Annotated in this window: 18 protein-coding genes and 5 pseudogenes; 15 read left to right on the top strand and 8 right to left on the bottom strand. The window is 55.4% G+C overall.

Annotated features, from left to right (window positions below; genetic code table 11):
* Positions 1-4 precede the first annotated feature (4 nt).
* Positions 5-1210: a chromate efflux transporter gene (gene chrA, locus KW568_RS19085; protein ID WP_004573980.1), complete on the bottom strand. Its 1206-nt coding sequence runs from the start codon at positions 1208-1210 to the stop codon at positions 5-7.
* A gap of 244 nt (positions 1211-1454) precedes the next feature.
* Here chrA and KW568_RS19080 point away from each other — a divergent pair.
* A pseudogene (locus KW568_RS19080) lies at positions 1455-1562 on the top strand (DUF2188 domain-containing protein); the annotation flags it as partial.
* Positions 1559-1987, top strand: a complete 429-nt coding sequence (locus KW568_RS19075; protein ID WP_004573982.1) for a hypothetical protein — start codon at positions 1559-1561, stop codon at positions 1985-1987. The pseudogene KW568_RS19080 and the gene KW568_RS19075, both read left to right, overlap by 4 nt.
* Before the next feature lie 402 nt (positions 1988-2389).
* Here the strand turns inward: KW568_RS19075 and KW568_RS19070 are convergent, their stop codons facing one another.
* On the bottom strand, positions 2390-3373 hold the full coding sequence (locus KW568_RS19070; RefSeq protein ID WP_004573985.1) for an IS5 family transposase: 984 nt from the start codon (positions 3371-3373) through the stop codon (positions 2390-2392).
* A gap of 1042 nt (positions 3374-4415) precedes the next feature.
* On the bottom strand, positions 4416-4649 hold the full coding sequence (locus KW568_RS19065; protein WP_080634903.1) for a hypothetical protein: 234 nt from the start codon (positions 4647-4649) through the stop codon (positions 4416-4418).
* Positions 4650-4794: 145 nt separating this feature from the next.
* Between KW568_RS19065 and KW568_RS19060 the strand changes: the two genes are divergently transcribed.
* The 3 genes and pseudogenes from KW568_RS19060 to KW568_RS19055 form a co-directional block, all read left to right on the top strand.
* Positions 4795-5223 carry a LexA family transcriptional regulator gene (locus KW568_RS19060; RefSeq protein ID WP_033726365.1) on the top strand — a complete coding sequence of 143 codons (429 nt, stop codon included), beginning with the start codon at positions 4795-4797 and terminating at the stop codon, positions 5221-5223.
* Positions 5210-5329: pseudogene (locus KW568_RS31180) on the top strand (hypothetical protein); the annotation flags it as partial. The gene KW568_RS19060 and the pseudogene KW568_RS31180, both read left to right, overlap by 14 nt.
* A 119-nt stretch (positions 5330-5448) precedes the next feature.
* Positions 5449-6342 (top strand): annotated as a pseudogene (locus KW568_RS19055) (site-specific integrase); the annotation flags it as partial.
* A 58-nt stretch (positions 6343-6400) separates the two neighbouring features.
* Here KW568_RS19055 and KW568_RS19050 read toward each other — a convergent pair.
* On the bottom strand, positions 6401-7597 hold the full coding sequence (locus KW568_RS19050) for an IS256 family transposase (RefSeq protein WP_004575957.1): 1197 nt from the start codon (positions 7595-7597) through the stop codon (positions 6401-6403).
* A gap of 128 nt (positions 7598-7725) precedes the next feature.
* On the opposite strand from KW568_RS19050, the pseudogene KW568_RS19045 reads away from it, so the two are divergent.
* The 4 genes and pseudogenes from KW568_RS19045 to KW568_RS19030 all read left to right on the top strand — a co-directional run.
* Positions 7726-7995: pseudogene (locus KW568_RS19045) on the top strand (site-specific integrase); the annotation flags it as partial.
* Positions 7996-8005: 10 nt separating this feature from the next.
* The gene (locus KW568_RS19040; protein ID WP_014003918.1) at positions 8006-9613 is read left to right on the top strand and encodes a hypothetical protein; all 1608 of its coding nucleotides are present in this window, start codon (positions 8006-8008) and stop codon (positions 9611-9613) included.
* A gap of 98 nt (positions 9614-9711) precedes the next feature.
* Entirely contained in the window at positions 9712-11451 is a 1740-nt protein-coding gene (locus KW568_RS19035; protein ID WP_223198351.1) for a tyrosine-type recombinase/integrase, read from the top strand.
* Positions 11444-11860, top strand: coding sequence for a hypothetical protein (locus KW568_RS19030; protein WP_004574005.1), 417 nt, complete (start codon positions 11444-11446; stop codon positions 11858-11860). The genes KW568_RS19035 and KW568_RS19030 overlap by 8 nt, the downstream gene beginning before the upstream one ends.
* A 90-nt stretch (positions 11861-11950) precedes the next feature.
* Here KW568_RS19030 and KW568_RS19025 read toward each other — a convergent pair whose 3' ends face one another.
* The 4 genes from KW568_RS19025 to KW568_RS19010 are packed head-to-tail and all read right to left on the bottom strand — an operon-like array spanning position 11951 to position 15670.
* Complete coding sequence (locus KW568_RS19025) at positions 11951-12913, bottom strand: SdiA-regulated domain-containing protein (protein ID WP_014003922.1); 963 nt, start codon at positions 12911-12913, stop codon at positions 11951-11953.
* Positions 12914-12957: 44 nt separating this feature from the next.
* The gene (locus KW568_RS19020) at positions 12958-13317 is read right to left on the bottom strand and encodes a TraR/DksA C4-type zinc finger protein (protein ID WP_004574007.1); all 360 of its coding nucleotides are present in this window, start codon (positions 13315-13317) and stop codon (positions 12958-12960) included.
* Positions 13317-14168, bottom strand: coding sequence for a universal stress protein (locus KW568_RS19015; RefSeq protein WP_004574008.1), 852 nt, complete (start codon positions 14166-14168; stop codon positions 13317-13319). Before KW568_RS19015 ends, KW568_RS19020 begins: the two co-directional genes overlap by 1 nt.
* A 14-nt stretch (positions 14169-14182) precedes the next feature.
* Positions 14183-15670 carry a SulP family inorganic anion transporter gene (locus KW568_RS19010; protein ID WP_004574009.1) on the bottom strand — a complete coding sequence of 496 codons (1488 nt, stop codon included), beginning with the start codon at positions 15668-15670 and terminating at the stop codon, positions 14183-14185.
* A gap of 445 nt (positions 15671-16115) precedes the next feature.
* Between KW568_RS19010 and KW568_RS19005 the strand changes: the two are divergent.
* The 6 genes and pseudogenes from KW568_RS19005 to KW568_RS18980 all read left to right on the top strand — a co-directional run.
* Positions 16116-16325: pseudogene (locus KW568_RS19005) on the top strand (DNA polymerase V subunit UmuC); the annotation flags it as partial.
* Between the two features lie 73 nt (positions 16326-16398).
* Positions 16399-17688, top strand: coding sequence for a site-specific integrase (locus tag KW568_RS19000; RefSeq protein ID WP_049306257.1), 1290 nt, complete (start codon positions 16399-16401; stop codon positions 17686-17688).
* Positions 17681-18364, top strand: coding sequence for a hypothetical protein (locus tag KW568_RS18995; RefSeq protein ID WP_259536590.1), 684 nt, complete (start codon positions 17681-17683; stop codon positions 18362-18364). Before KW568_RS19000 ends, KW568_RS18995 begins: the two co-directional genes overlap by 8 nt.
* Positions 18280-19410, top strand: coding sequence for a hypothetical protein (locus KW568_RS18990; protein WP_259536589.1), 1131 nt, complete (start codon positions 18280-18282; stop codon positions 19408-19410). Before KW568_RS18995 ends, KW568_RS18990 begins: the two co-directional genes overlap by 85 nt.
* On the top strand, positions 19407-21446 hold the full coding sequence (locus KW568_RS18985) for a hypothetical protein (protein ID WP_034039551.1): 2040 nt from the start codon (positions 19407-19409) through the stop codon (positions 21444-21446). Before KW568_RS18990 ends, KW568_RS18985 begins: the two co-directional genes overlap by 4 nt.
* Positions 21427-21891 carry a hypothetical protein gene (locus KW568_RS18980; RefSeq protein WP_023443007.1) on the top strand — a complete coding sequence of 155 codons (465 nt, stop codon included), beginning with the start codon at positions 21427-21429 and terminating at the stop codon, positions 21889-21891. Before KW568_RS18985 ends, KW568_RS18980 begins: the two co-directional genes overlap by 20 nt.
* Positions 21892-21943: the final 52 nt, after the last annotated feature.

Here is a 21943-nt window from a genome sequence, read left to right as displayed (position 1 = left end):
TATCTCACAGTGCAATGCTCAACAGCCCGCCCAGGACACCGCTGCCCAGCACGACCAGCCACGGCGGCAGCTTCCAGAACATCAACGCCACCAGTGCCACGAGGGCCAGGCCAAAGTCTTGCGGGCCATGAATCGCACTCGTCCATACCGGCTGGTAGAGAGCAGCAAGCAGCAGGCCGACCACGGCCGCATTGATGCCCAGCAGTGCTGCCTGCGTACGCAGGTTACGGCGCAGGTGCTCCCAGAATGGCAAGGCCCCCACCACTAGCAGGAAAGACGGCGTAAAGATCGCCAGCAGGCAAATCAGCCCGCCAAGCCAGCCAGTTGGTGCTTGGTTCATCGAGGCGCCGAGAAATGCTGCAAAGGTGAATAGAGGCCCCGGCACGGCCTGCGCCGCACCATAGCCCGCGAGGAATGCTTCGTTGTCGACCCAGCCTGTTGGTACGACCTCAGCTTGCAACAGCGGCAGCACCACATGCCCGCCACCGAATACCAGCGAGCCGGCGCGGTAGAAGGCATCCATCATCGCCAGTGTCTGGCTCGGGAACACAGCTGTCAGCAACGGCAGCCCAAGCAGCAGGGCAAAGAACAGGGCCAGCCAGAACAAGCCAACGCGACGCCGCACGCTGATCGGTAGTGGATCATGGGCCTCGCCCTGCTGTGGTTTGAATAGCAGCAGGCCGACGATGGCGGCAAGGATGATGACACTCACTTGCCCCCAGGCAGAGGGTACGAGCAGCACGAAGCAGGTCGCCGCTGCCATGATGGAAATACGCGGCGCATCGGGACAAAGATTGCGCGCCATGCCCCAGACAGCCTGGGCGACCACCGCCACGGCCACCACCTTCAGACCGTGCAGCACGCCAGCAGGCATGGCATCACCATAACTGGCGATGCCGAGTGCGAAGAGGATCAAGGCGATTGCGGAGGGCAAGGTGAATCCCATCCACGCGGCTAGTGCCCCGGCGTAGCCGGATCGAGACAACCCGAGCGCAATCCCGACCTGGCTACTGGCTGGCCCCGGTAAGAACTGGCAAAGGGCGACAAGATCCGCATAGCTGCGCTCGTTCAACCATTGTCGACGCACCACGAACTCATCGCGGAAATAGCCCAGGTGTGCAATTGGGCCGCCGAAGGAGGTGAACCCCAAGCGGAGGAAGATCAAAAAAACAGCCCAAGGGCTACGGTCAGTCTTGGTGATTTCAGTCATGGTCAATACCTGATCTGTGACAAGGCTGGATGAAATTATCGATCTACGATAGCGTAAATCGATAATTGAGGTCGACCATCATGGAACTCGTTCTGATCGGCTTACGCCGTACTTTGAGTGGTCAGATCCAATGCAATTGGCTGGTCAAATCCGATGCAAACAGGTGGTCAAGTGCAATGCAAACGATTGGTCAAGTGAGGTGCAATTTCCCACCAAGCAGGAATTGGTCAGCTCGCTGTCCGATTTCTTTGACGGCAAAACTGCGTCGGTGAAGATCCACAAGGCCGATGGTACCATTGAAGAAGAACGTACCTACCCGCGTTCTGCCGACCCAAGGCGCTCGAAGGGGTGACACCTATCACCGCTGCTGACCTTGGTATTGATTTCGGAGATCCGAGCGCCCACGGGCTGTACAAATGGCTCCTCGCGAGCTTTTTGATCGGCAAGAGAATTCGTTCTTCTGTCGCCGTTGAGGCGTACCGGAGCTTGGTTGATCGGCATGGCCTGGATACGCCAGAGAGGTTAGCCCGCTGCTCCCATCGGGATCTCGTCAGATTCCTGGGCCAGGCAGGCTATGCACGGTACGACGAGTCCACTGCCACGCGACTGCGTGCACTGGGTATAAGCCTTGCGGCGGAGCTGGAATCACGAACGAATGCTGTATGGAGCGGGTCAATGAAACCAGCTGAGTTTGACGCGTGGTTGCTCAGCTTCAAGGGCATAGGGCCGAAGACATTGGAAATCTTCAAGCGTGAAGCTGTTCTGGGAGAAATGTGATGCGTGTAGTCGGATGGCTTCTTACCGCGCTTGGGTGGGCCGGACTGGTTGTCGCTCTCGTGATGATCGCTATAGCGGTGATGGGGGACATCGCTAATCCGGGCCAGACGTTCGTCACAGCCCTAGTCTGTGTTGCATTATCGGGCACGCTCATCATGTTGGGCAGACGCTTCAAGGTTCGGAGCAAGCCACTCCTACCGATCCTCCTTGCATCCTGATGGCTGTCTCTCACGGCCTCAGAGTTGCCAGGGTGACGAGCACCCTGGCAGAGCTCATGCTGGCTTAGGGAAACTCCGAACAAGTTGCCCATCAGCCGGAAATGAACGACTGGGGGATGCCGAAAAGCCCGATTTTCAGCCGCTGATTATTGGAAAACCAAGGCGCAACCTTGGTTTTCTGCCCTCACGGGCGCACCTCTCCCGCAGCAGGCAATAATTGCCGACGTACCATCCACAGATTCGACAGGGCAAACAGCGTGGTCAGTTGCGCCGTGTTCTTGGCCAAGCCGCGAAAGCGAGTCTTCACATAGCCAAACTGGCGTTTGATCACCCGGAACGGGTGCTCCACTTTCGCACGTACTTGCGCCTTGGCCTTTTCGATCTTGCGCTTGGCTTTGTAGAGCACGCTGGGTTTACTCAAGTGTTTGTAGGTGCTGCGGCGGGCAGCGATCTGCCATATCACCTGGCGCCCCTCGTGTTCTGGCCGCTTTTCCACGCCTGTGTAGCCCGCATCCGCACAGACGACATTCTCTTCGCCATGCAATAGCTGAGCGACCTCCGTCACGTCAGCTACGTTCGCGGCTGTGCCGTGAACGTGATGCACCAGGCCCGACTCAGAATCGGCACCAATATGCGCCTTCATGCCGAAGAAGTACTGGTTGCCTTTCTTCGTCTGGTGCATTTCCGGGTCGCGTTTGCCTTCCTTGTTCTTGGTCGAACTGGGGGCGTGGATGATCGTGGCATCGACGATCGTGCCCTGGCGCAGCGACAAGCCTTTGTCTCGCAGGTACGCGTTGATGGTTTCCAGAATACCCGCCGCCAACTGGTGCTTCTCCAGCAGATGCCGGAAGTTCATGATCGTCGTGTCTTCGGGGATCGGGGCGCTGAGCGTCAGTCGAGCGAACTGGCGCATCGAGGTGATCTCGTACAACGCTTCCTCCATGGCGGGGTCGCTCAGTGAAAACCAGTTTTGCAGCAGATGAATGCGCAGCATGGTTTCCAATGGATAGGGTTTGCGACCGCCACCTGCCTTTGGGTAATGCGGCTCGATCAATGCGACCAGTCCGCTCCACGGTACGACCTGTTCCATCTCGGCCAGGAAACGCTCACGACGGGTTTGCTTGCGCTTACCGGCATATTCGAAATCGGAGAAGCTCATCTGACTCATGGGCAAGACTTGTTGGCGTGGATGAACGGAGCGCTATTTCAGCACAGGTCAGGCTGCCTGTGCTGACTTGATCGGAGAGTCCCTAGGTTTCTGGCGGTGGCCCCACAACCTGCTTCAGCCCTCGCTAGCTCCAGGGATCTGGGAGCAGAATGCTCTCTCTTCCCCCATGGATTTCCATGCTCAATACAGCTCCGAGAGTGTTCGCCACAGTCTCCCAGTGCGCAGCTTTAGCCTTGTACTCCTCAACGTTTCTCCAGCCGCCTCGCTCTGCGCTCAGTGCAGCAATAGCGCAGTTAGATGATCGTTCATAAGCAGCCCCATACGCGGCTAGCAAATGGCGGTTCTGGGGTGTGTCCGGCCACTGTTGATCCTGCTCGAAATCCAATCTACTGATTGCATGAGTGCATCCTGCCAGGGATAAGGTTGACATCTGATCACTCCTTCCATGATGGAGTCTGCTTTGGGGCGGTCTCGATGCCCTTCCTATAGCCAAGTACACGACTCAAGGATTTCTAGCACCACCTGTCGCTGCAGTAGCCGCTGGGGAGCCCCTGCGGCAAATAGTCGAGCTCTTGGCAGCATCATCCACTTACAGATCACTGGCGTTGATTCCATGCCTATTGGTGACGCTGGACACGGTGACGCGTTCATATCGAGGGTCGACGACCAGTAAAGGCGTAGTACGCTCACTAAGTTTGTGAGCAAAGAATGCAAGCGGAGCGCGCCGGCCCGGATGGGCCAAAGGTGTGAGGATGGAAGCCCGCAAGGGCCGCAACCTGGCTCAGCCGTGGTGCGGTTTACGACAGCCGTCCCCGAATGGGGCACGCCCAAGGCAGCTCTCCATCACGACACTGCCGGATGCCTTCGCCTATTGAGCTGCGAATTTCTTGAGCCATCTGGAAGGGGCGGGACTTCAGTTGAGCGATCAGGCAAAAGAAAGCCCACTGCTAGGGCGGCTAATGGGAGCTTCTATCACACGTAGGGATAACCAACGTTCCCACACCGCATGTGAAAAGGACGTGAAGAGCATCCGCTCGAAAATCTAGCGCCGACCATTTCCGTTAATCCAAGCCGTGTAAGATGAAATCAAGCTTTGCGGGATACTCGGCAAGCCCTGCTCAATCTCTAACAATCCTGACGGACTACGTACCCAATCGGTGACCCAGGTGATGAGTCTCAATCGAGAGGCGGGGCACGGAACTACTTGCTGCTCAAGCTCATCTGCGATTCGAGACAGACGTTCGATGCTGTCATCAAGTGAGGCGATCTGATCCATGCGTCCACTCCTTGTCTGATATCCAATGATGACACAGCGGAGGGATTCTCCCGTCGGTTGCCAGCCATCTGGTTAAATGCGAAGCCATTGACCCGGACGTGGCGAAAAGCTTAACTGTACGTATATACAGTATAGGCGCTTTATCATGGTCACCATCCTTGGCCCTCTAGAACCAAGCGGAGCACAGCTTCCGCTCTTTTCCTTCCATGTCCCGGCTGGTTTCCCGTCGCCAGCTGCTGATCACCTTGAAAAACGTATCTCGCTAGACGAGCTGCTCGACGTGCGAGCCCCGCATATCTATCTCGTCCGGGTTGAAGGAGACAGTATGATCGGAGCGGGCATTTACCCAGGTGACCTGGTCATCGTTGATCGTTCCATCGAGGCGGAGCCTGGGCACATCGTCATTGCTGCTGTGAACTGCGAGCCACTTTGCAAACGCCTGGCAAGGGATGGGAGCCAGGTGGTACTCAAGTCGGAAAACCCGCGCTACCCATCCCGGTATCTCCTCGAAGGCGAAGAACTCCAGGTGTGGGGTGTTGTCACCTACAGCGTGCGCAGCCATGACAAAGCCTGAGCGGGTCTTCGCCCTGATCGATTGCAACAGCTTCTACGCGAGCTGCGAGCGTGTATTTCGCCTCGACCTCCGCGCCAAACCGGTAGTTGTGCTCAGCAACAACGATCTGAGGGGTGGGAATCGTTAGTAAATCCTGTAGAGTCCGCGCCACCTTCTGAACCCCTCTGGAGCAGCAGTTTCCAGGCTTCATAAGGCAATCCATTGGAAGTGGTTTAGGGCAGCGGCATGAGGCTGGTATTCGCAACAAAAGACCTAGCATTAGCAGGTCGATCCTTTGAAGGCTTTCCGTTGCTGATTGGGTCAGAGGGATGGCCAGTCGAGCCAGCTCAATCCTTCCTTTGGCACACGCTTATCGAGTCAGGTGAGGCCCTAAGCGATTTGACTTGGGAAGCCTATGGACGGCGTCTGTACGATTACTTTGCCTTCCTGGAAGCCAATGGATTGGCCTGGGACGAGGAAAGCCCGGCTCACGGTCTGAGTGCTCTGTCGAGGTATAGGGATTGGTCGAGCGGAGAATTAGCACTTGATCCCGGCACGGTGAACAATCGTCTGGCCTTGATCGTGAGGTTCTACCGATGGGCTAAGCAGCGCAACCTGATAACTGTGCTGCCCTTCGGTGAGAAAAGGGTAAGAGCTGCCCAACATTCCGGTCTTCTCAGTCATATCGCTCGGCCCGGAGCCGAGAGCACGAAAGTTTCGGTGATGGTTCGCGACCGAAAGCGCTTGACCAAATTCCTGACCAAGGATCAAGTCAAGGTATGCCTTGCCCTGGATACCGATCCAAGCCACCAGATATTGTTCCACCTCATGGTGCGTACCGGCCTTCGCTCCTGTGAGGCGAGGTCTTTTCCTCTCAAATATGTGTTCAACCCCAGGTTGAAGAAGGGACTGCGCCCAGGGCAAATGATCAGTGTTGCTCTTGATCCTTCAGACATGCATATCAAGTACGACCGGCCTAGAACTATCGACGTGCCATGGTCGTTGATGGAGAGCATGTGGTCTTACTCCCTTCACCAACGAGAGGTTCGTAAGTCCAATAGTGATGGACGTGTTACCGCGCTGCTGCTGACTAATGAAGGCAGGCATTATTCAAAAGATTCCGTAGTGGACGTTATGAAGTGATCGTGTCCCGGGAAGTGGTGTAACTCATCATGGTTCTGGCCGCTGAGTTCGCCGTTTAGTTGATCACGGCCGACAGCTTGGCCTGTGGATTATCGCTGACTGCCTCAAAGGCCTCCAACTGCATGTAACGCCGTTGCAGGCACCACTCGTCGTTCTGCTCCAGCAGCATCGCGCCTACCAGCCGTGTGATTGCAGGATCGTTGGGAAAGATGCCTACGACGTCGGTGCGGCGTTTGATCTCCGCGTTAAGCCGCTCCAGTGGATTGGTGCTGTGTAATTGCTGTCGGTGCGCTTTTGGAAACGCCATGTGAGCCAGCACTTCATCCTCGCAGCCGTCCATGAGTGTCGCGATCTTGGGGTATTTTTCGCGTAGCTGATCAGCGACCAAACGCCATTGCTGATGGCATTCGGCACGGCTGTCCTGGGCGAAGACTGTGCGCAGTAGGGCCGCCACCATGGTGCGCTGACCTTTGCCGACGTGGGCCATGGCATTACGCATGAAATGCACACGGCAGCGCTGCCAGGTCGCGTTGAAGACCTTGGAAACAGCCGCCTTGAGCCCTTCGTGGGCGTCGGAGATGACCAGTTTCACGCCCCGCAAGCCACGTCGCGTGAGGCTGCGCAGGAAGTCTGTCCAGAACGGCTCAGCCTCTGACGGCCCAACCCGCATGCCCAGGACTTCGCGGCCACCGTCGGTGTTCACGGCCACGGCGATTATTACGGCGACCGAGACGATGCGTCCGGCCTCCCGCACTTTGACGTAGGTGGCATCGATCCAGAGATAGGGCCAGTCGCCCTCAAGCGGGCGGTCAAGGAAGGCGTGAACGCGCTCATCGATCTCACCAGCTAGCCGTGAGACCTGGCTTTTGGAGATGCCGGTCATGCCCATGGCTTTGACCAGCTCGTCCACTGAGCGTGTTGAAACGCCTTGGATGTAGGCCTCCTGGATGACTGCCGCCATGGCTTTCTCAGCGGTGCGTCGAGGTTCAAGGAAACCAGGGAAATAGCTGCCTTGGCGCAGCTTGGGAATCTTAAGGTCGACGTCGCCTGCGCGGGTTTGCCAAAGACGATCGCGGTAGCCATTACGGCTATTTGTCCGGTCTGGGCTTTTGACATCGAAGCCCGCGCCGCACAGGCCTTCGACGTCGAACTCCATCATGCGCTGGGCAACGAACTGGATCATTTGCTTGAGCAGATCAGCGTCTGCCCCTTTCTCAACCAACTCGGTCAATGCGATAGTGGGCTTGGTCATCGTGGTTTCTCTGGTGAGTGTTTGGTCTTCGCAAACTCAACGTTAGCCAAGAACCACGATGACCATCCTCTTTCGCCCGCAGGGCGCCTTCGGCTGGTTCAGTTACACCACTTCCCGGGACACGATCTATGAAGTCCTATGAAAGAAAGTGCGGCTTCTATGTTCGGGCCCACATGCTACGCCACACCTATGGGACTTATACCTTGCTTGCTCTTCGAAAAAGTAAAGAGTTTGAAGGTGAGCCATTGTTGTATGTCCGAGATAGGCTGGGGCATTCAGATGTGCAAACAACTATGATCTATTTGCATCTCATAAACCAGCTTGAAGCCCAATCCGTCCTTGCTCACGAGGACGAAATTGACATGATGTTTATGACTGATTCGGTTTCGCGTATCTGAGGTAGCACCATTGGCTCGGCAAAAAAGCTACAAGGCGGTTATGCGGTCGGTTACAAAAGGATTCGAGGCTGTCGAAGATGATATCAAGATTGACCTGCCGAGAAATCCGAGAAACCACAGGCAACTCGATCATACGAAATATTTAGGCTTGGGCTTCGATGCTTGGGCAATTCAAAGTCTTCACGTTATCAAAGCTTTGCTACAAGGAGGAAACTTCTCAGTGACGACCTTGATTGGTTACTCTACGAACGGACTAAGATTTTTTATAAATTTCTTGAGTGGCGGTTCGGTCAAGTCGCCACCTGCAACGCCAAACAGTCTTACCAAACGCCACTTGGAGCGATACGTCTCTTGGCTGAGGCTAAAATACCCTAACGGCTCGACAGCCAAGAATTACTATACTAGCTTCAAGTCGTTAGTTGTTGTTTTGGCTGAATATGGATTTATTGAAGTCAATCTTGACGATCTTTTGCCCCTCAATCCATTTCCTAATAATGCGCAGAGCACTAAAGATGCAGATCCGCTCACCTTGGGTGAAATGCAAAGGCTGATTGGCGCTTTGAAGTCAGATCTTATTGCCATCCATAAGGGTGCATTCCTTGGAAATGGCGCGGAGGCGATGGCTGTATTGCTACTAATTACTGCGGCAAGGTCTGGAATCAATACTACGCCGCTCTTGGAGATGAAGAGGGATGCCCTACAGCCTCACCCATTTATTCCTAATCTCAGGTTGATTACTACCGTCAAACGTCGAGGTAAAGGCGCACAGAGCAAAACAATCCGTCAGACTAATCTGCTAGATGAGTACAGTGCTATTCCCCTGGATGGGGTGGCAGTCCTCAATAAGGCGCTGGAGATTTCTAAGCCACTCGTAGCACTGGCACCTGATGAAATATCTTCATGTGTGTGGTTATATCGCTCGGGCCAGCCTGGCCGCTCGAACGACATCGTTACCCTTACACCCGGTGCTTTATATGTCACGGCAAAAAGCATTTGTGAGCGTCATGCGCTTCAGGATGATCAAGGCAATCGGCTAAATGTCACGCTTAGTCGGCTGCGAAAGACTATGGAAAGCCGTTTGTGGAAACTGAGTGGTGGCGACATTATAGAAGTTTCCTCCGTTATGGGTCATACCCCTGGTGTCGCCGATAATCACTATTTGAAAATCAACGATGAGATCAAGATCGACGGGGCGACATTTGTTGGGGAGGCTTTTCCGGACAAACTACGTGGCATAAACGTTATACCAACCCCGCCAGGCGGCTGCAAAGATAGCCTTTACGGTAGTCTGGCACCAAAGGATGGCGTCAATCATTGTTCTGAATTCATCCACTGCCTCGGTTGCCCTAGCTATGCAATTGTAGGCACCTTGGAGGACTTATACCGGCTGTTCAGCTACCAACAATTCTTGTATGCAGAAGTCGAATACTTTCTCACGGACGAGTGGGGCGCATGGCGCAAGCGTCAGTTTGACTATATTCGATTGATAGATGATTTCACCCAGAAGTTTGATCTTGCATTGGTTTCGCAAGCAAGGGCTCAGGCTGAGTCATCTCCGCACTTGTTCTGGGCTAAAAAAATCGAGTTCATGAAGAAAAAATTGGACGGTGAAATTTGAGCATAAGAACCACGAGTGCGGTGTTAAAGGCATATGATGTCCTCATCGCACAACCAGTTTCAGCGAATGGCCTAAGTCCCGCAGAGCGGGATGCAATCGTGATCAGCGCTATCGTTAATGAAGATGGAGAAACCTTCGTTCTTAGCAGGTTTGGCGATGCACAGTGGGATCTTCGCCCGTTTTTTGATCAGGCCAATGTTGCTCATTCTTATAAATTCATCAACTGGGATATGGGCATGCCTCGGGCGCTTATTGATGACTGCAAAGCTGTTGCTTATGCTTGGTTTAAAAGAGGAATGCCTAGATCCAAACCTCCTATCGCACGGGGCATTACTACTTTCGCCGTCGTCAGCGCGATGCCTTTTGTTCGCTGGTTAAACGATCTAGGAGTTTCAAGCTTTGCAGATGTCCGTCCGATCCATGTCAGCAATTACGTTCATCATTGCAAATATGAATTGAAGTTAAAGCCTCTCCCGCTGTATGGGCGATTACGGGTTATTGATTTTCTTTGGGTGTTTTCTGCCGACACGATGTTTCCCATTCAGAGTTATCCTTGGGGTAATTCGACATTGTGGCGGATTTGTGGGGTCGCGAATGTAAAAGGGTTGGGTGCTGCCACTAAAAACGTCGGGCGAACAGATATTATTCCTCATGATGAACAATCTAGGATTTTCAACTATTGCGAAAGCATTGTCCGGGAGATGAAGGCCGAATTGGCAGCCAATGGTATTGGATATCATCCTAGTGATGAACGGATGGCAATTCGTTGCAGAGATGCTGTTCTGTATATAGTTTCAATCACTAGCGGCATGCGCAATGACGAGGCAATTGGAATTGAGGTTGGCGCTTGGCGCAAAGAGTTAAAAAACGGGGTTACCTTTTGCTGGGTGACCACAATCGAGCACAAGACAGGTAAAGGCCAAGTCGAATATCTTGTACCAGAACTGACGATTGAAGCTTTAAGTCTTTTGGCAAAATATTCAGTACCCATCAGAAAAGAGCTGGATGAAGAGATTAGACAGCTTGCAAGCAATCGGGATTTTTCGTATTCAACTGAACATCTCCTTAGGCTCGAAAAAGCCCGAAAAGACGCGAATAAACTATTTTTGGGACGAAACACACAAGGAGGGAAAGTTCAGGAAAGCCATCACGTTGAGGCTCTCAGCGGGCAAGCATCCAATGCTGCGTTTGACCGTATAGCTAAAGCCGCTGGAAGCGATTGGCCGTTGAGGACGCATCAATGCAGGCGAACATATGCAAGATGCTTTGTAGAATCCCGTATGGGCCGCACTTCATTGATCTACCTCAAATGGCAGTTCAAACACAGCAGCATGAGTATGACCCAACTCTATGCATCCAATCCGCAGCAAGACCTGACTCTCTTTGATGAGATCTTCCAGCAGATGACAGAGTTTAAAATTGACCTGATCGAATCATGGCTCGATGATCAGCCACTGGCAGGGGGCGCTGGCGAAAAGATTGTGGAGTTGCGGGCGATTCCAATCAAGGATAGAGCTGCTTTGCTTGCCCAGACCGCCCCACATGCCAACATTCGTGCGACTGGACACGGCTGGTGCATCGCCACAGAGCGGGGCTGCGGAGGTGCTGGTCTATACGAAGCCACACGGTGTCCAGGGTGCAAAAATTCGGTGATCGATGAAGTCTTCGCCAGCACTTGGCAGGACATCTACATTCAACAGCGAGAGCTGATAAAAATTGAGGATGCAGGCCCCGCTGTTAGGCAGCGCGCAGAACGCGACTTGCAGGTTGCACTAGATGTAATTACCAGCCTTGGCCTTTCTCCAGTTGAGGAAATGGAGGAGGCGGCAAATGACTAGACAGGCGGTGGGCCCTGACTCTCCTATTCGCTCCAGGTCGAAGACACTCGCCGCGCTCAACAAGGTCGTCGACGATCTAATTGCTGGTGACGAAAAGCTTTCCATCACATCCGTTGCCCGTGCCGCAGGTGTGACTCCGGGACTCATCCATAACACTTACCCAAGCATAGCGGAAAGGATTCGCAACATCGTTGGCAAGTCGGTGCGAGCCCAGCGAGACTCTAAGCATCAAGCGTTGATGAGCGAGAAAGAAAAGAACAGGGTGCTCCGTGCAGAGAATGATCAGCTTTTAGCGGAGGTAGCTCGGCTGGCTTCGGTTAACCAGCGACTAATATTCGAGATGATTCAGCTGAAGGCGGTTGCCAACGGTAAGGTCACCGCACTCCCTCTGAAACCAGGGCCCAACTAGGCCCTGATGGGGAGCCCACTGAATTCGGCAAAAATCGTAGACCACCACTTCAAGCGCCACGATCACGCCCGACTGTAGCTTGTTGACTGGTCAATCTGGTTCACGGGTGAAGCGATAGAACAGGTTCGGCTCGCTGACCACGTACAAATACCCTTCATTGTCGATGGTTACGCCTTCGGCCTGGGGTATGCCTTTCAGCAAACCAGCAAAACCTCTCGCCAGGGAGCGGAAACTCACCACCTTGCCCTCGTCGGTCATTTCAATCAGCAGTTTCGACTCGTCGCTGAGCAATATCAGATGGCCGCTCTGTTGATCGAAGACGACTGAAGACAGGTCAGTCGCAAACACCTTGTCTTTTACCAGGCTGGACAGGTCACGCACGTGCAAGGAAAAGCCTCCGGCCAGGCTGGCACGAAGGCCGCTCACTTCCAGCAATTGGCGAGGATCTCGCTCCTTGGTCACAAACAGGCGGTCGCCTTTCAGGTCGTAGGCGAGCCCTTCAAGGCCTTTGTTGTCTTCCTTGCCAAACGCCAGGGTGAGAGCTGGATACTGGTCTCGGCTCAATGGTCGACCAGGAGAAAGTTTACCGTCTTCGGCGATGGGGACATCCACGATAACCAGGCTCTGCCGGCGCTCCTCGGCGATTACCAGCTGGCCATTGCCGGCATAGGACACAGCTTCCACATCGTGGAAGCCATCCAGGTTGTAACGCCTTTCCACATCACCGTCACGACTAAGGGCCAATAGTTCGTTTGGGCCGTTGGTGACCGCCCACAGCAGGTTTAGGTCAGGGTCAAAGGTCAGACCCGAAAGATTGCTGTCCACACCGGAAACCGCCTTAGCATCCAGTTCAACCCGATAGCCAGGCAGCCACACAGAGCGCTCCTGCCAATCGTCGGTGTGCCAGCTGGTCTTGATCCAGAAGTACAAACGATCATCAAGGTGATGGGTGCGGACTTGGAATACGGTAAGCAATACAAGGCACAGCAGTGCCCACATCCAGGCGCTTGTTTTCCGTGTTCGGCCCAGCCAGTTTTTTGCCAACAAATACATAGAAATCTCGTTAATTGGGGCTGACGCCACGAATCGTGACGATTTCAACCCGACTCAGTGCGACTCGCACAGGTGATGCACAGCAGCGTGGCCGGATCAAATTCCAGGCGGCCCGAGGCGATCAACTCGCCGCATTGGTTACACCAGCCATACTCACCCTCGTGCCAACGCTTGAGGGCCAGTTGGAGGCGGACGCGTTCATGCTGCGCCCGACTGCGGATGGCATCGTTCATTGCTTGCTGCTGGAGTGCATCCATCCTCGACAAACGCCCTACCTTGCTTTGATCCAGCTCTACCGATTGCGAGCGAGACTCAGCGTCTTCCAGCAATCGATCCAGCTCGGCAGCCCGCTGTTCCAGCAGGGTCTTGAAATGGGCAAGATCGAGGGCGTCGTCCATGGCCATTAGCGCAGCAGTAACAGCGGACTGATGGTGGTGCGGAGCATGCTGGTCGTGGTGCTACCGACCAGGAACTGCCGGATACGGGAATGGCCATAGGCCCCCATCACCAGCAGATCAATGCCATGCTCTTTCTGATAGGCGTGCAGGGTAGGCTCTATCTCACCGCTCCGGGTCTCGGCACGAACAGTGAAGCCGGCGTTGATCAGCACTTTCTGCGCCCAGTCCAGCTGTGCAGATGCTTCATCGCTTACGGGGCCAACCATGACCAGGTGGATCGGCAACCCCTTCAGCAGCGGGCTGGCTGCCAGCATCTCCACACCCTTGCGGGTAGTAGCGCCGCCATCGAATGCCAGCATCGCGCTCTTGGGCTTTTGGAAGCTGGCCGGGGTAACCAGGATTGGCCGGTGCATGATACGAATCACGCTCTCCAGCTGGCTTCCGACCTGCTGACTCAGATTGCCACTAGACTCGCCCTGGCGACCGATGACCAGCAGGCGCGTTTCGGTTTGCAGCTCTTGCAGGCTTTCCAGCAGATCGCCATGACGTTGCTTGGACTCCGGCGCGGCCACGCCATCCTTAATGGCCCGCTCTTTCGCGGCCGCAAGCATGATCCGCCCTTGCTCAAGGGCCAACTTTCCCCGCTGTTCATCCAGGGAAGCAAGCTCATCAAGCAGATGCTCGCGGCTGCCAAGGCCGATATTGCCACTCAAGTCGGCCGCAACTGGGTACTGGCGCTGATCCAACACATGCAAGAAGGTCAGCGGGGCTTCCAGGCTCAGACTGGCCCATGCTGCGTAGTCGCACACAGCTGGAGCCGAGGTGGAACCGTCGATACAGGCAATTACTTGGGTCATCGTTGTTCTCCTTCTCAGTGGCCCATGAGTTGATCAATGGCGTCGGGTTTATCGTGAACACCAAAGCGATCCACGATAGTGGCGCTTGCTTCGTTGAGACCCAGCACTTCAACTTCGGTGCCTTCGCGGCGGAACTTGATAACCACCTTGTCCAGGGCTGCAACAGCGGTGATATCCCAGAAGTGGGCGCGATTCAGGTCGATGGTTACCTTGTTCAGGGCTTCCTTGAAGTCGAAGGCCGCGACGAACTTGTCTGCCGAGCTGAAGAACACCTGGCCGGTGACGTTATAGCTACGATGCTCGCCGGCTTCGTCCAGCAAAGAGCTGATTGCCATGTAATGGCCAACCTTGTTGGCGAAGAACATCGCGGCCAGCAGCACGCCGGCCAGCACGCCGAAGGCCAGGTTGTGGGTGGCGACCACGACCACCACGGTGACGACCATGACAATGTTGGTCGACAACGGGTGCTTCTTCAGGTTGCGCAGCGAATCCCAACTGAAGGTGCCGATGGATACCATGATCATTACGGCTACCAGAGCAGCCATTGGGATCTGCTTCAGCCAATCGCCGAGGAATACCACCATCAGCAGCAGGAATACGCCTGCTGCCAGGGACGACAGGCGAGAGCGACCGCCGGATTTCACGTTGATGATCGACTGACCAATCATCGCGCAGCCGGCCATACCGCCGATCAGACCCGAAGCAATGTTGGCCACGCCCTGGCCCTTGCACTCGCGGTTCTTGTCACTAGGGGTGTCGGTCAGGTCGTCAACAATGGTCGCGGTCATCATCGACTCCAGCAGACCGACCACGGCCAGTGCTGCCGAGTAAGGGAAGATGATGGCCAACGTCTCGAACGTCAGCGGCACGTCAGGCCAGAGAAAGATTGGCAGCGTATCCGGCAGTTGACCCATATCACCGACCGTGCGGATATCCAGCCCAACCGACATGGCAACGGCGGTCAGCACGATGATGCACACCAGCGGCGATGGGATGAGCTTGCCGATCTTCGGGACATAGGGGAACAGATAAATGATGCCGAGGCCTGCGGCTGTCATGGCGTAGACGTGCCAGGTGACATTGGTCAGCTCGGGCAGCTGAGCCATGAAGATCAGGATCGCCAGCGCATTGACGAAGCCGGTCACCACCGAGCGCGAAACGAAGCGCATCAGCGAGCCGAGCTTCAGGTAGCCAGCACCAATTTGCAACACGCCACACAGCAGCGTGGCGGCCAGCAGATATTCAAGACCATGGTTCTTGACCAGGGTCACCATCAGCAGTGCCATGGCCCCTGTCGCGGCTGAAATCATGCCTGGGCGGCCACCGACAAAGGCGATCACTACGGCGATACAGAATGAGGCGTAGAGACCAACTTTGGGGTCGACGCCCGCAATGATAGAGAAAGCGATGGCTTCAGGGATCAGCGCAAGTGCGACGACGATCCCCGCGAGCACGTCGCCACGGACGTTGGAAAACCACGTTTGTTTGAGTGTTTGTAGCATCAGAATATCCAAAGCAATGCACCGCACGCATGCCAGGAAATGGCGAGCGCGTCGATACGAATTCAAATTGTGAGGATTATTTTGCTGTGCGCTTTGGGTGTAAGAACCGGGCGTACAGCAGTACGCAGCCGCGAGCGAAACTGGCGGAGGCGAGGTGTTGCGAGGGGGCGTAGCGCTAAGGCGGCGTAGGCTGCCAGTAGAGCGTTTGGAGTACAGTCATGCTGGTGTTCCTGTAGCTCAAGGGGTATGCGGAGCCAAAAGTATACAGTGAAGCTATCGTCGATTGCGATCCGCCGCCCTGCTTTGCGAAGCCACGTCTGAAATAGGCTTAGTCGAGGAGTATCGCCATCAGGAACGAAGGAAAATAATCAAAAAATGTTAGTGGGTTAATTCCCTTATAAATCAATATCTTACAACAAACTAACTGTTAGGATCATTCAGATACAACGATGGTTGCGTGATCGCGCGATCGGCGGATGCCAAGCCCTGGATCAAGATGGGTGAGCCGTACTTTCAGATCAAGGACAAGCTCCGTAAGCACGGCATTGTCGCGTGTTCGTCGAACTACGAGCTCTACGGCGACATGAGTGAGCGGGTCATGTCGGTTATTGAGTCCATGGTGCCCAATGCCGAGGTTTACAGTATCGATAAGAGTAAGTTGTATAGTGCGGACGCCTAAGCTATTGAGTTCTATCTATGGACATTGTTAAGCGTCCCAGGGGCGTTGAATGGCGACGTTAGAGCGCATTCATTTCGTGCCCCATTACCTCGTGCGCAGAGAGAACGCCGTCGCATACTCCCCCAGTAGCAGCCGGCCATCCATTGAGGGCTTGCCCCAAATCTTTTGGGCAGACTATGCACCTTGGAGGGAGGCAAACCTGTGGGCAGTGGAGCGAGCAACGACTGGTGACGCTTCTCTTAAGACCGTTGCCAGTAACATGAATGGCCTTCTCAATTACGCTAAATTTCTTGAATCTCGTGATTTGCAGTGGTTCGAGTTTCCCGCTCGCAAAGCTGACCGCTGCCTGGTGCTATACCGAGGGGCGTTGATCAAGATGCGCGATGCCGGCCAGATCAGCCCATCCACGGCGTCTGAGTACATGCGCAATTGCATCATGTTCTATCGGTGGGTAAGGCATAGGGAGCTTCTTTCTCCACACGTCCAGCTGTGGCGGGAAAAGCCCTACGTCGTTAAATACTTCGACCGGGTGGGGTTCGAGCGAACGATCAGCGGAACCACCACCGACCTCAGCATCCCGAACCGTAAGCGCCCAGGCCAAACGCTTGAAGATGGGCTGTTGCCAGTCTCGGAGACCGATCGCGATGCAATTCTGGATTTCGCCGCAGAGAACGCCACGCCCGAGCTCTACCTCATGTTGGCCCTTGGATTTTTTACCGGGATGCGGCTCGGCAGCATCTGTGATCTCAAGATTCAGTCTCTGGAGCGCGCCGCCCCCGACCCTTCCGCTGAAGGGCTTCTACGCCTTGCAGTTGGTCCAGGCGCAGCTCCGCCAGTGCACACGAAATTCGGTGTGACTGGCCAGGTCTGGATACCCGAAGCGTTGCGTGATGAATTGCTGGAATATGCCAAAGGCTGGCGGAGGATGGAACGAGAGGCGAAAGCCTCGCCCGAGAATCGTGATTTGCTGTTCTTGACCCGCTTTGGTAACGCCTATGGCAGGCGCGGCACCGATCAGTCATCTGCTGTGAATGTTGAGATGTCCGAGTTTCGAAAACGGGGCGTCAAAGCAGAACTACAGGTGCTCCGTAAATTCCGCTTCCATCAGTCGCGCTGCACCTTCGGTACCGAATTGGCACGTCTGGCGCTATCGGCTTGTGCCGATGTCGCTATTGTAATTGCGACGGTCAGCGACGCGTTGCTCCATGGGCCTAACTCTGAAGCCACCACCTTCAAATACATCCGATTCGTACAGGCACTGCCGATCAAACAAGCCCTCTCAAATAGCTTCATGGCGGCATTTAGCGGGATCGGCGCTGGGGCGCGGCACGATGGATAGTTCCGAATTCGACCTCACTTTCCCGATGCTTGAGTATGGGGCCACTGAAACGCCCTGGGACCTCCGGCCGCTGCTGTTTCGCGGAGGTGCAGCAGCAAAGGTGAAGCATGTGGGCCGCCAGATCGCGCAGGGCGAACTCGGCAGTCCCTTGCCGGAACGTTTCGAGCTGGTGACGCAGCTGCATGAGCACATGACTGACGACCTTGCTGGTGGCGGAAGTCGCTTCTCGGTGCAGAACAAGATCAGTGCATTGCGCCGATTCTTTGCCTGGATCGATTCAGAAAACGTGAATCTCAGTCTCGAGACGGCGGCCGACACGTTCATTCGTTGGACCGATCACTTGCTCCAGCGTCATCGAGTCGAACGCAATTTCAGCGATGGGTCCCTGTACGATCTCACCAGGCTCACGGCGACGATGCTGGACCGAGCATTGGACCGCCAAGCAAGCCTGAGCAAGAGCACACGTATTCGCAAGCCGCGCGGCAAAGGCAAGGTACATACGAGCAAAGCGGACAAGCAGAATCTGCAAAACACCTTCGCATTCGGACACCTTCTAGCTGACGTATGCGAGGCATTGCCTGGAGGGGGACAATGGCCCCCCTCCCAGTTTGTATTTCGTTACGCACCGGCCAAGTGCTGGAACTATGGTCGGGATTGCAGAGCCCCGAGAAAGTAGCGGCCCGCCGTACCAGGCCGCAAAACCAAGCGCAAATCGAAGCATCCCTGGCGGCGCGTGCCGCCCACGATGCAGATCGGACACTGCGGACCCGTTTCCCCATCGTCAATTTACGGATCGAGAGTGAATTGCTGATGTTCATCGCCCAGACCGGTCTGAACCTCCAGCAAGCACATACCCTGCGGGTTGAGCAGTTTCATTACACCAGCCACATAGACGGCTACCAGGTACGTACCTACAAAAATCGACGGGAAGGAGAAGTGCTATTCGAGATCTTTGCCAGTTATCGAGAGTGGTTCGAGCGCTATCTCGAATGGCGTTCCGAATGGTTTCCCAATGAGCCGGATGGTTTGCTCTTTCCGCTTATACGTAGCGGGGGACGAATCCTAGAAGAGGCGACGCAGTTCACGAACGTTACGCGCATCTGCCGCGAGCTTGGCATACCGATAGTGAGACCGCGAAAACTGCGCGGGACGCGCATCAACTGGTTGCTTCGGGAGTCCCAGAATCCCCAACAGGTTGCGGAGTTGGCCCAGCATACGGTGCAAACGCTGATACGCGTATATGCCGACCCCCATCCGCAGATCGCTATGGTGGAAATTACGCGCTTCCATCAGCAAACCGATCCGTCCCTTTCACCTCCTGCTCCTGGTAGATGTGTATCGGCCACACCTGAACCAGTGGGCACGATGCCGAAGAATGGTCCGCGACCCGACTGCATCAATGCTGCCGGTTGCCTGTTCTGTACCCAGCACCGGGATATCGAAAGTGAGGATCATGTGTGGTCTCTCGGTAGCTTGCGCCACCTCAAATCGCTTGAACTGGCACGCTACCGCCCATCCAGTTCGGGTAAGCACCTGACGACAGAGCATCCGGCCCTGCTGGTGATCGATCGGCTGACGGCCAAACTGCGCTTCTTCGAAGAAAGTAGCGAGGTCCGCAGGCTTTGGGTCGAAGAAGCCAGAGCGCGCATAAGTGAAGGTGACTACCACCCGGCCTGGGATGGCTTCATCCGATTGGCAGAACTGCGACAAAGATCAGCATGACGAAAAATATTCTTTCCGAACTTGGCCTCGGCATCGACTCGCCCCTAGCGATTCCTGATGCGCCGAACTACCGTCCGCCGTGCTGGCCACCGCAGCGTGATTGGCCGGTCATCATAGATGCCGCTGGCCAGGTGGTGAGCCGTTGGGGCGATGCCATTTGGCGGCTCGACCCATGGGCGGGAAAACGGCTCACTCTCAATTTCGGCGATGGCCCAGCTAAGAAATATGTCGCCGCGATCGATCCTGCGAACGCCGATTTATTGCGGACCGTAATCGGCTGGTGGCTATACGGCCCCAATGGAGCCCGTGGATACCGAGGCCTGAAAACGCGCTTCGACCAGATGCGTCGGCTGTTCGTCTTGTGCACTCAAGAAGGCATTCTCGCATCCGAACTGAGTCATTTTCCGCGCGTTGCCGACCGTCTCCCGGAGGTGCTCCAGGCTTCCCGGTCCGGTGAGTTCTTGGCATTGCTGCACGAACTGTACGAGCGGCGGGATGCGCTGGGGTTCACCTTGTTGGATCGCGCAGGGTTGGCACGCCTCGCAGCGGCCATGCCCGACCACCAGAAGCTCCAGACCCCCTATATCCCGCCCCGCATTTGGCACTATCAAATCACACGCTTGCGCGAATGCCTGGATGACTTTTTGGCGCATCGAGGCCAAGTCGAGGAGTGCTTCCGCTTCTGTCTGGCTGCCTATCGGCACAACTCTGCCAGTCTCCAAGGACAACGCAGGCCACAATCGTTCTATCCGTTTCAGTGGCCGTCGGATGGATCAAACGGAAAGTGGACTGGGCGGCAGTACTACGGCCCATTCATCGACACCGCGCATCGGTTTGGCATGGTGGAACTATTTCGTCGCTGGCTGGGAGTGAGCGACGACGAAATTCGCATTCAAACTCTGAGTCGCTACCTCAACCTCGTGAGTCGATCTGGACTGTGCTATCTGCTGAACTTCAGCCTCATGCGAGTCGAAGAGGCTTGGAACCTGCGCGCCGATTGCTTGCACATAGAACGTGATCCGCAGTTTGGCGACATCCATGTATTGTGCGGACGAACGACCAAGACGATGTCGGATTCTGAGGCACTTTGGGTGACGTCCCCGTCAGCTCAGGTGGCAGTTGAAGCCATGCGTGTGGTCGCAGACCTCCGCGCAGAATGCGACTCTCCCCCCGGCGAGGCCTCGGTGCCGGATGATCCGGCCAAGCGCTATCTGCTTGATTATTGCCTTGAACCGTGGGGAACGAAGTTCACCAAGATCAACCGCACGATTCGGCCATCGATTCCGAGCTATGCCCATGTGCTTCAGTGGTTCGACAAGCTGTTCGACCGTGAGCAATTGCGCATTACGCCGGAAGATTTCGAATTGGCTCGGTTGGTGACGCCGACGCTGACCGACGAGTTTGCGGTCGGCAAAATCTGGCCGTTGGCCTGGCATCAACTCCGACGAACCGGCGCAGTGAATATGCAGGCATCCGGGCTGGTCAGCGACGCTTCATTGCAGTTTCAGCTAAAGCACGTCGCCAGAGCGATGAGTCTCTACTACGGGCAAAACCATTCCAGGGTACGGCTGGAAGAGAAGGCCCATACCTACTACGTCCGCACCATGTACGAAACTTTGGGTAGGCAGCTGCAACAGCTGACGAGCAACCGATTCGTCAGCCCCCACGGCGAGAAGCGAAAATCTGAGATTGTCCGCCTAATCTCAGCCTCTGATGCTAAGAAAGCGATCAATCTGGCTAAGAAGGGGACGGTCACTCATCGACCGATTTTGCTGGGCATCTGCACGAGCCGTACCCCCTGTCCCTATGGGGGCATCGACAATATCGCTCGCTGCGGAGGGGGCGACTCCCCCGGAGAAACCAAACCATGTGCGGACGTTCTCTATGACCCCGAGCAACTCGACGAAGTCGAAGTGTTGGAGGCGGTATTGGATGAGCGCCTGGCCGCTGCCGAGGTAGACAGTCCGCTAAGGACTTCGTTGGAAGCCCAGAAACGTAGTGTGGAGAATTATCGCCATGTCATCCGGCAAACATGAATCCGCTGACCCGGCTAAGCGAATGAGTGCCGGCGAGCAGTATCGCGCAGCGTTCGAGCGGCTGAAGAGCAACAAGCCCGAACGACTGCCGAAGGGGACGCCCGTAAGTCAGAACAACGTTGCCAAGGAGGCCGGCAGCGACCCCTCTGCACTGAAAAAAGCTCGTTTCCCCCTACTGATCGCTGAGATCCAAAAGTACGTGGAAGGACACGCTGAGCAACGTCCGCCATCAGTGCGCCAAGTCAGCTTATTAGCCCGCAGAAAAAATCGTGGACTTCGAGAACGGATCGAGGAAATCACGCAGCAGCGTGACCACCTAGCCAGCCTACTCAGTGAGGCCGACGCCACCATTCTTGAGCTGTACGACCGTATTGCGGACTTGGAGCGCCAACTGCCGGCCTCCAATGTGCTTCCTCTTGATCCGCGAGGCCACAAAAAACTTTGAAACGGAGAGCTCGCAATATTCGAAAGAAACACAGCCATGCCCGACCAGCCCG

The organism is Pseudomonas sp. HD6515 (assembly GCF_024971855.1).
GTDB classification, from domain to species: Bacteria; Pseudomonadota; Gammaproteobacteria; order Pseudomonadales; family Pseudomonadaceae; genus Aquipseudomonas; species Aquipseudomonas alloputida.
The sequence above is the reverse complement of the archived record's forward strand: the minus strand, read 5'-3'. Positions and strand labels throughout refer to the sequence as shown.